This is a genomic window from Nocardia colli, from assembly GCF_008704205.1.
Lineage (GTDB): Bacteria > Actinomycetota > Actinomycetes > Mycobacteriales > Mycobacteriaceae > Nocardia > Nocardia colli.
Window position 1 is genome coordinate 817,931 of record NZ_VXLC01000001.1, and the last position, 13,859, is coordinate 831,789.

General features: G+C 68.6%; 11 protein-coding genes. 7 read left to right on the forward strand and 4 right to left on the reverse strand.

What is annotated here, in order from left to right; genetic code table 11:
• Window positions 1–203 precede the first annotated feature (203 nt).
• A complete protein-coding gene (locus tag F3087_RS04005) occupies window positions 204–1,328 on the forward strand; it encodes an NAD(P)H-dependent flavin oxidoreductase (protein ID WP_150400367.1) in 1,125 nt (374 codons plus the stop codon).
• Here F3087_RS04005 and F3087_RS04010 read toward each other — a convergent pair whose 3' ends face one another.
• Both F3087_RS04010 and F3087_RS04015 read right to left on the reverse strand, forming a co-directional pair.
• Window positions 1,329–2,297 (reverse strand): DUF5996 family protein, encoded by a 969-nt coding sequence (locus F3087_RS04010; RefSeq protein WP_150400368.1) that lies wholly within the window; start codon window positions 2,295–2,297, stop codon window positions 1,329–1,331.
• Between the two features lie 31 nt (window positions 2,298–2,328).
• A complete protein-coding gene (locus F3087_RS04015; RefSeq protein ID WP_150400369.1) occupies window positions 2,329–3,240 on the reverse strand; it encodes an SDR family NAD(P)-dependent oxidoreductase in 912 nt (303 codons plus the stop codon).
• Window positions 3,241–3,359: 119 nt separating this feature from the next.
• Between F3087_RS04015 and F3087_RS04020 the strand changes: the two genes are divergently transcribed.
• From F3087_RS04020 to F3087_RS04030, 3 genes are read left to right on the forward strand one after another with little or no spacing between them, the layout of a single operon-like run.
• The gene (locus F3087_RS04020) at window positions 3,360–4,343 is read left to right on the forward strand and encodes an SDR family NAD(P)-dependent oxidoreductase (RefSeq protein ID WP_150400370.1); all 984 of its coding nucleotides are present in this window, start codon (window positions 3,360–3,362) and stop codon (window positions 4,341–4,343) included.
• Between the two features lie 3 nt (window positions 4,344–4,346).
• Complete coding sequence (locus F3087_RS04025; RefSeq protein ID WP_150400371.1) at window positions 4,347–6,941, forward strand: SDR family NAD(P)-dependent oxidoreductase; 2,595 nt, start codon at window positions 4,347–4,349, stop codon at window positions 6,939–6,941.
• The gene (locus F3087_RS04030; protein ID WP_150400372.1) at window positions 6,938–7,534 is read left to right on the forward strand and encodes an SRPBCC family protein; all 597 of its coding nucleotides are present in this window, start codon (window positions 6,938–6,940) and stop codon (window positions 7,532–7,534) included. Before F3087_RS04025 ends, F3087_RS04030 begins: the two co-directional genes overlap by 4 nt.
• A gap of 252 nt (window positions 7,535–7,786) precedes the next feature.
• Here F3087_RS04030 and F3087_RS04035 read toward each other — a convergent pair whose 3' ends face one another.
• Both F3087_RS04035 and F3087_RS04040 read right to left on the reverse strand, forming a co-directional pair.
• The gene (locus tag F3087_RS04035) at window positions 7,787–9,124 is read right to left on the reverse strand and encodes an ABC1 kinase family protein (protein WP_150400373.1); all 1,338 of its coding nucleotides are present in this window, start codon (window positions 9,122–9,124) and stop codon (window positions 7,787–7,789) included.
• Window positions 9,125–9,261: 137 nt separating this feature from the next.
• A complete protein-coding gene (locus tag F3087_RS04040; protein WP_150400374.1) occupies window positions 9,262–10,038 on the reverse strand; it encodes a winged helix-turn-helix domain-containing protein in 777 nt (258 codons plus the stop codon).
• 106 nt (window positions 10,039–10,144) lie between these two features.
• Between F3087_RS04040 and F3087_RS04045 the strand changes: the two genes are divergently transcribed.
• The 3 genes from F3087_RS04045 (at window position 10,145) to F3087_RS04055 (ending at window position 13,819) form a co-directional block, all read left to right on the forward strand.
• Window positions 10,145–11,635 (forward strand): ABC1 kinase family protein, encoded by a 1,491-nt coding sequence (locus F3087_RS04045; RefSeq protein WP_223884802.1) that lies wholly within the window; start codon window positions 10,145–10,147, stop codon window positions 11,633–11,635.
• 125 nt (window positions 11,636–11,760) lie between these two features.
• Window positions 11,761–13,410 (forward strand): flavin-containing monooxygenase, encoded by a 1,650-nt coding sequence (locus F3087_RS04050; protein WP_375907312.1) that lies wholly within the window; start codon window positions 11,761–11,763, stop codon window positions 13,408–13,410.
• Between the two features lie 19 nt (window positions 13,411–13,429).
• A complete protein-coding gene (locus tag F3087_RS04055; RefSeq protein ID WP_150400375.1) occupies window positions 13,430–13,819 on the forward strand; it encodes a hypothetical protein in 390 nt (129 codons plus the stop codon).
• Window positions 13,820–13,859 lie beyond the last annotated feature (40 nt).

A 13,859-nucleotide genomic window follows, 5' to 3' on the forward strand; every position in this document is an offset into this window, starting at 1 on the left:
CGTGTTACTGTCAAGTAATGGTGCACCGACCCGTCGAGGACGCCGCGGCCGTGTCATGGCGATCTCTGCGGCCCGCGGCGAATTCGACGGGTCGGGGGCCGAGCCTGCTCCGGCGCGCACCGCGGACAACTATGTAACTCGTTCTAGGACAAGCTGCTGATCGTCGTTCGCGGCGGCGCGGCAGCGAGGGAGACCAGCACGCCATGCGTACCGAAATCTGCGAACGGCTCGGGATCGAATTCCCCATCTTCGCGTTCACCCACTGCCGCGACGTGGCGGCCGCGGTCAGCAATGCCGGCGGTCTCGGCGTGCTCGGTGCGGTCGGCTTCACCGCCGAGGAGCTCGAGGTCGAGCTGACCTGGCTCGACGAACACGTGCACGGCGTGTACGGCGTCGACCTGGTGATCCCCAGCAAGTACGAGGGCAAGGGCATCGACGGCCTCACCCCGGACGAGCTGGAAAGCAAACTGGCGGAACTGGTTCCGCACGGCCACCGCGATTTCGCGGAGAAGATCCTGGCCGACCACGGCGTGCCCGCGCTGCCCGACGGTGAGCGGCACAACCAGCTGCTCGGCTGGACCGCGACCACCGCGGCCCCGCAGGTCGAGGTGATCCTGCGGCACCCGAAGGCCAAACTGGTCGCCAACGCCCTGGGCACCCCGCCCGACGACGTGATCAAGCAGGTGCAGGACTCCGGCCGGCTGATCGGCGCGCTGTGCGGCTCGGTGAAGCACGCGCTCAACCACAAGAACGCCGGCCTGGACTTCGTCGTCTGCCAGGGCACCGAGGGCGGCGGGCACTGCGGCGAGATCTCGTCGCTGGTGCTGTGGCCGCAGGTGATCGACGCGGTCGGCGACCTGCCGGTGCTCGCGGCCGGCGGGGTCGGCAACGGCCGCCAGGTCGCCGCCGCGATGGCGATGGGCGCGGCAGGCGCGTGGACCGGCTCGCTGTGGCTGACCGTCGAGGAGGCCAATGTGCCGCCCGCGCAGATGCAGACCTACATCGACGCGTCCAGCCACGACACCGTGCGCTCGCGCTCGTGGACCGGCAAGCCGTGCCGGATGCTGCGCAACGACTGGACCGACGCCTGGGAGCAGGCCGACACCCCCGACCCGCTGCCCATGCCGCTGCAGATGATGGTCGCGCTGGACGGCGTCAAGCGCGGGCACCGCTATCCCGAGGCGGCCAAGGACGTGAACTTCAATCCGGTCGGTCAGGTGGTCGGCATGATGACCAAGGTCGAGCGGTCCGCGGACGTGGTGAACCGGCTGATCCAGGAGTACGTCGAGGCCTGCGATCGGCTCAACAAGCTCAACGGCGGGCTGTGACTAGCCCGGCCACGGCGCGTCCCCGCGCTTGAGCACCGGGTCGGTGATGCCGCCCCAGCAGGTGAGCTGGTCGGTGTCCCACCCGGCCAGCTCGGCGCCGTTCGCGTAGACGGACTGGAAGAACTCGAGCGCGGCGCCCACCGGGTCGGCGCTCTGCCGGGCGGCGTCGTACGCGTAGTACGCCGAGTGGCCCGAGCCGGACGCGACCCAGTGCGCGGCCGCCGGGGTCAGCGCGCGTTCGGCCAGGCCGGCCGGTTCGGGCGCGGTGTAGGAGTAGAAGGTCGGCTCGGGCAGCTTGTCGTCGCCGAACCAGAATCCGGAGCTGATCACCTCGCGGGAGTACGCCTCGCGGGTCACCGAATCCACCGTGTCGGGCATTTCGATGTGCCGCGGCGAGAACCGCTGCACCGCGATATCGAAGGTGTGCCAGAACAATTGGACCGGGCTGATCTTGCCGGAATAGGTCGCGCTGAACTCCTCGAGTATCCGTCCGACCTGGCTCTGCACCTGGAAGGCGTGGCGCGCCTTATCCGGGTCGTAGTCCCGGTGTTCGTCGTCGTCCTCGAACGGACGCTGGGCGTCGGGAAGGTCGAACGGGTGCGGATGGGCGAGCACGACCTCGATGTCGAGGTCGCGCAGCCCATTCATGACATCGCCGTAGAAGGTCGCCACCGACTGGTCGACCAGGTCGATCTCGGCCTGGGTGCCCTGATCCGTCGCGATCCGCAGCACGTGATCGAAGAAGTCGAACGCACAGGTGAACACCGGTCCGTTGCGGGCGGAGCCGAGCGGGACGGTGGTCCAGCCGCGCGCGGTGAGCCGGTAGGTCATGTGCCACCAGTGGTTGCGCCGCACGCCCTTGGTCAGCGCCACTTTGCCGACGATCTGGGCGAACCGGTGCAGTGTCTCCTTGGTCGGTCGCCAGGTTTCCAGCGGGATCGCGGGCAACGGCTCGAATGAGACGGTCATGGCCGAAACGGTACGCCGCCCGATCGACCGGCTAGCGCTTCGACCCGAGGCGTTTGTCCAGGAAGCGGTCCATCCGGCCGAGCACGGCCGCGGGGACCAGCCGGTTCATCAGATCCGACAGGTCGTCCACCTTCAGCAGCCGCGCGGCCAGCCGGGCGCCGCCCGGTGACACCCTGGTGGCGAGGTAGAGCGCACGCGCCTCGATCGGGGTCGGCACCACCGCCGGGTTCCGGGCCGCAACGCGCACAATGGTTTTCGCGATCGTCTCGGGACTGTGCGCGACCAGCTTGGCAGCGTACTTCGCGATGTCGCGGGTGCGCCGGGCCGTGACGTCGTCCGGGCCGACCGGCCGCGCGGCGTCGTAGAAGCCGGTGTCGACGAACGCCGGGCAGATCGCGGTCACCCCGACGCCGGTGCCCGCGAACTCCAATCGCAAACCCTCGGTGAGCATTTGGGCCGCCGCCTTGCTCGTGCAGTAGGGCGTGCTCAGCGGGATCGGGGTGAAGGCGGCGACCGAGGTGACGTTGATGATCCGGCCGCCGACGCCCGCCTCGATCATCTGCCTACCGAAGAACGTCGATCCGTAGACCAGGCCCCACAGGTTCACGCCCATCAACCGGGTCCAGTCCTCGACGGTGTGCTCGAGAAACGGTCCGGCCGTGGTGAATCCGGCGTTGTTGACCAGGACCCGCGCCACCCCGTGCACGGCATACACGTCATCGGCGAAGTCCGCCATCGCCTCCGCGTCGGACACGTCCACCTGATAGGGCACCGCGCGATCGCCCTCGGCCAGGATGGATTCGACCGTGCCGAGTGCGCGTTCCTTGTCGATGTCGGCGGCGATGACGGTGGCACCCCGGCGGGCGAAGCGTTGCGCGGTCGCCCGGCCGATGCCGCTGCCCGCGCCGGTGATGACGACAATCTCGTTGTCGAAGCCTGCCATGTGACTTCCCTTGTTCGCGGCCCGCCAGCAGGACTGCTCCTACTGTCTGAGACAGTGTACACTTCGATGGGCGCGCTCATTGCCGAAGCGTGCAGGGATCGCGCCTGGAGGACCCGCATATGACCAACGCCTTCTATCCCGGCCTCGCCGTCGTCACCGGGGCGGGCAGCGGCATCGGGCGGGGCACCGCCAAGGCGCTCGCCGAGCTGGGCGCGGAGGTGATGGTCGCCGACATCAACTTCGCGACGGCGAAAGAGACTGTGGCGCTGATTCGTTCGGCGGGCGGGGTGGCGTATCCCTATGCGCTCGATGTCGCCGACACCGATGCGCTGGAGACGTTCGGCGCGTACGTCAGGGACAACCACGGCGTACCGGATGTGGTGGTCAACAACGCCGGAATCGTGGTCGGCGGAGCATTTCTCGACGTTCCGCTCGACGACCTGCGGCGCATCATCGACATCAATCTGATGGCGATGATCCACGGCTGCCGGATCTTCGGCGCGCAGATGGTGGCCCGCGGCACCGGCGGGCACCTGGTGAACGTCTCGTCGATGGCGGCCTTCGCGCCCGTCCGGTTCGTCACGCCGTACAGCATCAGCAAGGCCGCGGTGAAACACTTCAGCGAGACATTGCGGGCCGAGCTCGCGAGCAGGCACATCGGCGTGACCGTGGTGTGCCCCGGCTTGATCGCGACGAATCTCGCGGCGACCGCGTCGGTTTCGTCGGTGACCGACGACCAGATCGACATCGGCAAACAAGGCGTCGCCAAAGGCATGTCGATGCTCGGGATGCATCCGGACAAAGCCGGGCACAAGATCGTCGCCGCGATCGCGGCGAACGAGGCCGTCACGACGCTGCGTCCGGAGGCCTGGCTCGGGTATCGGATCGCACGGGCGCTCCCGCGCACGACCCGTACCGCGCTGCGCATCGTCTCCGGTCCAGAGCTGGAACGCGTCGCCCGGGTGGTGATCGATCATCCCGCCGCCATCGACTTCGCCAGACGCGCGGTGGACCGCATGCCGCGCCGTCGCGGCTTGCAAACCTATTGGGTGCCACCGGAATCCGGCGTCGCACCGCAGCCCATGAAAATCGTCGAGAGCTGAGTCATGCCCGAACTACCCCGGCCCATCCGGCTCGCGCTCGGCGCGACCAGCCCCGGCATCGGCGACCGCCGGCTCGCGAATGCGGTGCGGGACAAGGTGATCCTGGTGACGGGCGCTTCGTCCGGCGTCGGCCGGGCCAGCGCCCGCCGGCTGGCCGCCGCGGGCGCCACCGTGCTCGTCGTCGCCCGCCGGGCCGACCTGCTCGAGGAATTGCGCACCGAGATCACGAATGCCGGTGGCGTGGCGCACGTCTATCCGGCCGACCTGAGCGACCTGGCCGATTGCGAACGCCTCGGCCACACCGTGCTCGACCGGCACGGACACGTCGACGTGCTGGTGCACAACGCGGCCAAGTCGATTCGGCGCTGGCTGTCGGATTCGACCGACCGCTTCGACAACTACGAAGACACCACGATGGTGAACTATCTCGGCCCGGTCCGGCTGATCATGACGCTGCTGCCGGCGATGCGGGCAAGGGGCGCCGGGCATCTCGTCAATGTCAGCACGGTCGCGGTGCACCTGCCGCCGATCGAGTGGACCGCCTACGTCGCCTCCAAGGCCGCGTTCCTGTCCTGGCTGCGCGGCGCGGGCCCGGAGCTGCGGGCCGACGGGATCACCTCGACCAGCATCCATCTACAACTGGTGCGCTCGCCGATGCTCGGGCCGTCGCGGATGTTCCGCTATATCCCGGCGATGAGTTCGGCGGAGGCCGCGAGCATGGTCTGCCGGGCGATCGTGGACCGGCCGGCCGCCATCCGGCCGTGGTGGGAGCGCGCCGGGGTGCCGCTCATGTATGCGATGGAGAACATCGGCATAGGTGAACGCGCCAAGGCGCTGTACGTGCAGGCCGCCAATCCGGCCAGCCGCCCGAACGGACGCATGGGCGCGGCAATAGAGCAGGCCGAGCAGATCGCGCATTTCCTCGACGATTCGGTCACCGCGCTCGGCAAGCTCGGCGCGAGCGGCGTGCATCGCACGCTTCCGCTGACCCGGCTGCCCCAGGTCGTCGCGGCGCTGCAGGGAGGCGCCGCGCTGTCCACCGTGCTCGCGCTGTTCGCGGCTCGATTCCCGCAGCGTCCGGCGATCATCGACGACTACGGCCTGATCACCGCGGGCGAATTGCACAGCAGGGTCGAGGCTTTGGCGGCGGCGCTGCGCGATCGGTTCGAGATCGGTGCGGGCAGCCGGGTCGGGGTGTTGTGCCGCAACCATCGCGGGTTCGTCGAGGCGCTGTTCGCCGCCGCCCGGCTCTCCGCCGATGTGATCCCGCTGAACTACGGGTTCGCCGGGCCGCAGCTCGGGCAGTTGCTCGCCCGGGAGAACATCGGATTGCTCTGCTACGACGCGGAATTCGAGTCGAGTCTGGCCGACTCGGGGTATCCGGGAGCCCGGATGGTGGTCAGTCCGCCGGGCGCGGATCTGATCTCCGATGCCGAGACGCCGACCTCGGAGCAGCTCATCGTGGTCGGCGGGAAGCGGGTGCGCCGGCCCGCCTACAACGCGTCGGTGGTCCTGCTCACGGCGGGCACTACCGGGGTGCCCAAGGGTGCGCCGCGCCGGCTCGGGCTGCGCGACGCGTTGGCAGTGGTGCGGCGGACGCGACCGAGCATGGCACTGGCCATCGGTGAAGTTGCGCGCTTCGGCGCGGTGCCGCGGGCGGGCAGCCCGATGGTGGTCGCGCCGCCGCTGCATCACCTGTTCGGATTGCTCGGGCTGGTCAGCGGTTTCGCGCTCACCTCGCCGGTGGTGCTGCACAAGCGCTTCGAACCGGAGCGGACGCTGGCCGACATCGAGCAGTACCGGGTCGGTGTCGCCTGCCTGGTGCCGACGATGCTCAAGCGGATCATGGACCTGCCCAGCGAAGTTCGCGCTTCCTACGGGCACCGCACGCTCCGGGCGGTGCCGTGCGGCGCGGCGCCGTTGCCGCCGTTGATCGCCACCGCGTTCATGGACGAGTTCGGCGACATCCTCTACAACGCGTACGGCGCCAGCGAAATCGGTCCGTGCACGCTGGCCACGCCCGCCGATCTGCGCGCGGCGCCGGGCACCGTCGGGTATCCGCCGCGCGGGCTGGTCGAGCTGCGCATTCTGGATGACGCGGGACAGGAGGTGCCGCGCGGAACGACCGGCCGGATCTTCAACCGGAACCCGCTCACCTTCCTCGGCTACAGCGACGGCAGCGGCAAAGAGCTCGTCGACGGGTTCATGAGCACCGGCGACGTCGGTCACTTCGATTCGGCGGGACGGCTTTTCATCGACGGACGCGACGACGACATGATCGTGTCCGGCGGCGAGAACGTCTTCCCCGCCGAGGTCGAGGACCTGCTACTCGCCCATCCCGCGCTCGCCGACGTCGGCGTGATCGGCGTGCCGGACGACGAATTCGGCCAGCGTCTGGTCGCTTTCGTGGTTCGCGCCACGGACGCCGAACCTACGGCGAGCGAGCTACAAGCCTTCGTCAAGGCAAACCTCGCAGGCTACAAGGTCCCCCGCGACATCGTGTTCGTCGCCGAACTACCCCGAACCACCACCGGCAAGCTGCGCCGCAAGCAATTAGCCGAGAGCGCCGCCGCGAAATCAATGGAAGTGACCGGATGACAACCTTTCTCATTATCGTCGGTGTGGTGATCGTGGTCGGCGGTGTCGCCGGGCTGGTGGCGCTGATCGTGACGCGTCGTTGGACCAAGGCGCTGCTCGCGGGGGGCGGGAGTCCGCTGACGCCGATCCACGCGGGGACGTTGCGCACATTCGTCGATGACAAGGCGGCTTTCGTGGTCACTGCCGAGCAGACGTTCGATGCGGAGCCTGGTCGGGTCTGGGCCGCGCTCGACACGAACGGGCTGTTCTCCTGGCTGCCGCTGATCAACGGCATGCGCTATCGCGACGGGGCGCGGGGCGTCGGATCGACGCGGGTTTTCGACGGTCTGCTCGTCGCGGGCGAGGAACAGGTGATAGCCAGGGAGGAGGGGCATCGGCTCGCGCTGACCGCGACCAAATCGTCGGTGCCGTTCGTCATGAAGTCGATCGCGGAGGAATACGTCGTCCGCCCAACGGATTCCGGCGCTACCACGCTCACCTGGACGCTGGCCGTGCATCCGCGCCTCGGCGGGCTGCTGCCGGTGCAGATGTTCGCCCCACTGGCACGGCCGGTGGCACGATGGAGCCTGCGCGGGCTCAGCACTCGCATCTGATTCATCCGGAGGTGGCATGTACCCGTGCGCGAATCGTCGGTGTGCGGACTCGGCACACGAGTCCCCCGAGTGCCCGAACCTGGTGCGCTCGGACGCGCCCGCGCGCCGCGACCTGGTGGTCCTCGCGGTACTTGCCGTGCTGATCGTGGCCGGGCTCATCATCGCCGCGTCCGCCGCCGTTCATCATTGACGCCGGGCCGAGCGCGCCGATCCGGTTGCGGGAGGGACGATCTCGTCCCTCCCGCTGATCGATCAGGCGGCGGCGCCGTCTTCGCCGAAGCCCGGTAGCCAGCGGGAGACCAGCTCGACGAACGGACCTTCGGCGTCGAGCTGAGCGCACACCCCGACGACGCCGGCGAAGACCCGGCCGAGCATGGCGAGCTCCGGAATCTCGGTCGGCGCCTTCACCGCCCTGGTGTTGGTCAGCGACACGTTCTTCATGTCGAGCGCGCGAGCGGTGTGCCCCTGCAACAGTTCTCGGCTGATGTGCACACTGTCGCCGTTGATCTGCGCCACGATCGGCGCGACCAGTCGTTCGATGGGCCCGAGCTCCAGCGCATGGCCGGGACGGACGAACCCGTTGTCCCGCAGCACGATTGCCAGCTGCTGGTAATCCTCCTGCACCGCGCAGCGAGCCAGTTCGCCGATCACCGCCGGAATCCCGCCCGGCAGCGCGATCGACGCACCGAAGTCGATGATCCCGAGCCGCCCGTCCGCGAGCAGCTGGAAGTTCCCGGGATGCGGGTCGCAGTGCAGGTAGCCGACTCGAACCGGCGAGGAGAGCGAGAACTCGACGAGCAGCCGGCCCGCCCGATCGCGCTGCGCCTTGGGGCCGTCGGCGATGATCCTGGCCAGCGGGGTGGCCTGCATCCATTCGGAGACAAGAACTTTCGGCGCGCTCGCGATCACCTTGGGCACGTGGAAGGCGGGGTCACCGGCGAACACCTTGGCGAACCGCCGCTGGTGATCCGCCTCGATCCGGTAGTCGAGCTCGTCGGCGGTGCGGTCGATGAACTCGGCGATCAACGACTTGGTGTCCGCGCCCGGCAGCATGAGACCGAAAGCGCCGGAGAACATCTGGAGCATCTTCAGGTCCGACATGAGCGCCGTATCGGCGCCGGGATACTGCACCTTCACCGCGACGGTGCGACCGTCCCGCCACACGGCGCGGTGCACCTGCCCGATGCTCGCCGCGGCCACCGGCTGGTCGTCGAACTCGGTGAAGCGCTCGCGCCACCGGCTGCCGAGCTGTTCGGCGAGCATGCGGTGCACCGAGCTGGTCGGCATCGGCGGCGCCTGCGACTGCAACCGGGTGAGCGCGTCCCGATAGCGGTCCGCGAAGCGCGGCGGAATACTGGCCTCGGCCACGCTCAGCGCCTGACCGAGCTTCATCGCGCCGCCCTTGAGCTCGCCGAGCACCGCGAACATCTGATCCGCGGCCTTGTCGATGAGCTCGTCGTCGAGTTCGCCGCGCGGCGCGCCGGTCATGATCGCGCGACCGGTCGCGGTGACCCGGCGGGCCATGATGCCCATCGGCAGTCCGGCCAGTTTCGCCGACCGCGCCAACCCTTTACGCCTACTGCCTGCCATGGTTTCCTCGCTTCGCTGCGTACCAACCACCCTATTCTGTCTGAGACAGCGAGGCAATGGGGCGATATGTCAGTCCGCGCCGAATTCGGCGCGCGCGACAGCGCCGAATGTCGAACAGGGAAACGCGCAGTGCGCCGTCAGGCAGTGGCGGCGTGCTCGGCGTCGGTTTGCTCGGGGGATGCGCCGACCAGCTCGTCGAAGCGCAACACGACCCGCTCGTGGTACATCCCGAACAGATCCTCGAACAGCGCCACCTGGGCGTCGGACGGCCCGGAACCGGAGTCCCACACCGCCGCCAGCGCCCGCCAGACCAGCACGTGCAGGTCCGGCGCGCCGGCGAAGAAGGCCTCGACCGCCTCCGGCACCTCGAGCACCATCTCGCCGACCGAGTTCATGATCGCCCGCTGCATGGTGAGGCCGAGCGCGGTCAGCAAGGTGCGCACCAGACCGACCTCGATCGCCAGGATCTGGCGCAGGTCCGGATCATCCTGGCGGGCAATGGCTTCGAGCTTGTCGATCTCGGCCTTGAGTACCGCCTGATCGATCGCCTGATCGCTGCCCGTGTAGGCGAGCAGCGTCTCCATCACGATGCCGCGCTCGACATCGACGATGTCGCGGAACATCTCGATCGCGATGTCCGGCATCGGAATCGAGAAGCGGAACAGCTGCCGATACACGTCGACGCCACCGGCCTCGCGGACGTCGCGGATGGTGAAGCCCTTACCGCGGCGCGCCTCGACGAATCCGTTCGTTTCCAGCCTTCCCAGCGTCAGCTGCGCGGTCGCCCGGTTCATATCGAACTCTTCGGCTACCTGGCGCACGGACGGCATGAGATCCCCCGGCTGATACTCCCCCGCGGCAACCCGGCGTGCCAGTTCATCGGCAACGTCGGCGACTACCGTCTGGGATCCCATCGAAGTCACCTTTCGACTACGTTAGTTTACGTCCCAGACAGTCTAAGCCCTACTGTGCCAGACTGCACGTGTGCAACACTGGTCCGCGCACAGTGTGAGGTGAGTCATGGCTATCCGGCGCAGCGGCGACAGTTCTGACGAGGGTTCAACGGGCAGGCGATCTCGCCTGTTCGCGTCGAGGTCCGACGGCAAACCCCCAGTTCGCGCCTCTGTTCGCAATGCCAAGCTGGCCGCGCTGCCGCTGGCCTTCGCCGGACGGCAGGCCGCGGGCGTCGGCAAGCGGGCACTCGGCAGATCGTCCGAAGAAGTCAATCGGGAGATCCAGTTGCGCACCGCGCAGCACATGTTCGAGGTGCTCGGCGAGCTGAAGGGCTGCGCCGCGAAACTCGGCCAGCTGCTTGCCATTTACGAGTTGGCGCTGCCGCCGGAGATCGCCGAGCCCTACCGGATCGCGCTGAGTCAGCTGCAGGATTCGGCGCCGATCATGCTGCCCGCCACCGTGCACGAGGCGATCGCGGCCAGCATGGGCGAGGACTGGCGGGCGAATTTCCAGGAATTCGACGATCGACGGGCCGCGGCGGCCTCGCTCGGCCAGGTGCACCGCGCGGTGTGGCACGACGGCAGGCCGGTCGCGGTCAAGGTGATGTACCCCGGTGGCCGGCAGGCGGTCGAGGCCGACCTGGAGCAGCTGCGCCGGATCTCGCTGCTGGCCACGGTCTTCCTGCCCGGCGCCGACGTCAAGGCGGTCACCGAGGCGATCTGCGACAGCGTCCGCGAGGAACTCGACTACGCCGCCGAGGCCGAATACCAGCGCACCTTCGCCGCGGCCTACGCCGACGACCCCGACTTCTACATTCCGCAGGTGATCGCGCAGCGCGGCGACGTGCTGATCACCGAGTGGGTCGAGGGCACCCCGCTGACCCGCATCGTGGCCTCCGGCGCGCAGGCCGAGCGGGACCGGGTCGGCATGCTCATGCTCCGGTTCATCACCTCGGGCTGGGGCCTGCACGGGCTGCTCTACACCGACCCGCATCCCGGCAACTTCCGCGTGCTGCCGGATGGGCGGCTCGGCGTGGTCGACTTCGGCGCCTGCTCCCCGTGGCCGCCGGAGGGCTTCGACGAACTGGCGCTGGACTATTGCAAGGTCTTCTTCAGCGCGGGCGGCCCGTCGGAGCTGGCCGCGGCGACCCGGCGGCACGGCTTCGTGGCCTCCGGGCGCGCCTTCGACATGGAAGCGCTCTACGCGGCGGTCGAGCCGTGCAGCGAGCCGTTCAAGCATTCGACCTATCGCATGACGACGCCGTGGCTGCGCAGGCAGGTGCTGCGCACCACGAACCCGCGGCTGTCGAACGTGATCCGCGAGATGACCATGCCCGCCTACTTCACCCCGTTCGCCAGGGCCGTGCTCACGCTGGTCGGCGTGCTGAGCCAGCTCGAGACCGAGGGGGCCTACCGGGACGAGATCCTGCGCTGGCTGCCGGTGCTCGCCGAGGCGATCGGCGCCATGGAGGATCCGGATCCGAACCGCCCGGTGGACCTGGCCGCGGTGCGCAAGCGGCGGGCCGACGAGCAGGACCGCCAGATGTCGGTCGGCTGACCCGCCGGCTCCACTGATTCGACGAACCCATCCGCACCTGCGGGTTTCTCCGCGCGTGACAGCCCTGGCCAGACTGTCCCAGACAGTGCTATCGTCGCTGGGAGCACTACCAACGGAGGTAAACCGTGTCGATAGCACCCGCGCAGGCGGCGCACTCGCGTTCGGTCGAGCAGCCCGATTTCGAAGTCGTCGTCATCGGCGCCGGCTTCGGCGGCATCGGGATGGGAGTCGAACTCCGCAAGGCCGGAATTCACAATTTTCTGATCGTCGACAAGAACAGCGACATCGGCGGCACCTGGCAGGCCAATACCTATCCCGGTGTGGCGGTGGACATTCCGTCGGTCTACTACAGCTTCTCCTACGAGCCGCCCAAGGTGTGGTCGCGGATGTTCGCGCCGGGCGCCGAGGTGAAGGCGTACGCCGATCAGGTGGTCGACAAGTACGGGCTGCGGCCGCGAATCCTGCTGAACACCAAGGTGGTCGGCGGCGAGTGGGACGAGCGCAACCACTTCTGGCGCGGCAAGCTAGACACCGGCCAGGAGGTCACGTCGCGGTTCGTCGTCGGCGCCGTCGGCGGCCTGGAGGTGCCGAAGATGCCCGATATCGAGGGCATCGACAAGTTCGGCGGCAAGATCGTGCACACCGCGAAGTGGGACCACGACTACGACTACGCGGGCAAGCGGATCGCGGTGATCGGCACGGGTGCGACTGCGCTGCAACTGATTCCGGAGATGGCCGATATCGCGTCGAACCTCACGGTGTTCCAGCGGCGGCCGATCTGGGTCGCGCCGAAACCGGACTTCCGGATTCCGGCGTTCGCGAAGAACATCATGGTGAATGTGGGTCCGCTGCGCCGGGTATTGCGCGCGGCGGTGACGCTCGGCATCGACTTCGGCATCTCCGGTGTCGGGGTTTTCCACAGCCAGATACCAGGCGCGGTGAAGCTCGCCCAGCGGGGCGGCGGGGCGCTGTATCGGGCGCAGCTGCCGGGGAATGCCGAACTGGCCCAACGGTTGACGCCGGACTACGCGCCGGGCTGCAAGCGGCCCTCGGTGTCGAATCGGTACCTGCGCACGTTCACCAGGGAGCACGTCGAGCTGGTCACCGACCCGATCAAGAAGGTGACCAAGACCGGCGTGGTCACCGCGGACGGCGTGCTGCGCAAGGCCGATGTGCTGGTGTGCGCCACCGGATTCCGGGTGATGGACAAGGGCTACACGCCGCCGTATCCGTTACACGGCCGGGACGGCCTCGAGCTCGGCGAGTTCTGGGATCGCAACCGCTACCAGGCTTATCAGGGCGTGACGGTGCCGAAGTTCCCGAATCTGTTCCTGATCACCGGTCCGTACGGATTCGCGGCGGGCTCCTACCTCGCGATGATCGAATGCACCACCCGGCACGCGGCCCGGGCGATCAAGGAGGCGCGCAAGCGCGGCGCCACCGCGGTGGAGATCAAGCAGGAGCCGCACGAGGCCTACTACCGGCAGTGCGTGCGGCGCGGCTCGCAGACGATGTGGCTGTCCGACGCGTGCGCCGGCTCCAATACCTACTACGTCAACTATCAGGGCGACCCGGCCGCCATCCGGCCGAGCACGCACCTCGAAATGTGGTGGGGCAACAAACACTTCCCGTTCGACCACTACGCGTTCACCAAGGTGGCCGGCGACACGTCCGCCACTTACACCGGCGACATCGAGGACGTCCGGCCGGACTCGTTCACCAACGAGGACCTGGCCGAGTTCTTCCGCAGCCGCAGGCTGAGCGTCCGCACCTAGCGCCTACCGAGGAGACACCATGCGCAGCAGAATCATCGGCCGTCGCAAGCGGCGCAAGGCAACTCGGGCGCTCGCGGCGGGCCCGCCGCCGGAGCACCCCGTAGTGATCACCGCGCGGACCCCGGACAGCCTGCGCGCGCGGGCATTCGGGCTCGGGCTGGCCGGAACCGGGGCGGCCCATTTCACCGCGCCGCGCGCCTTCGACCCGCTGACCGCCCGGGCCTTCCCCCGCGCCACCCGGCGCTGGACCTACCGCAACGGATTCACCGAGATGGTGCTGGGACTGGCGATCACCTTCCGGCGCAGCCGGCCGATCGGCTCGGTCGGTTTCATCGCCTACCTCGCGTTCCTCGCGGCGCGCTTCTCCGGTGCCCGGCCGGCCGAAGAATCCGGAGCGAGCGGCTGGTAGTCACACCGAACCTCCCGACCTGACCGTTCGCACCTCCGCC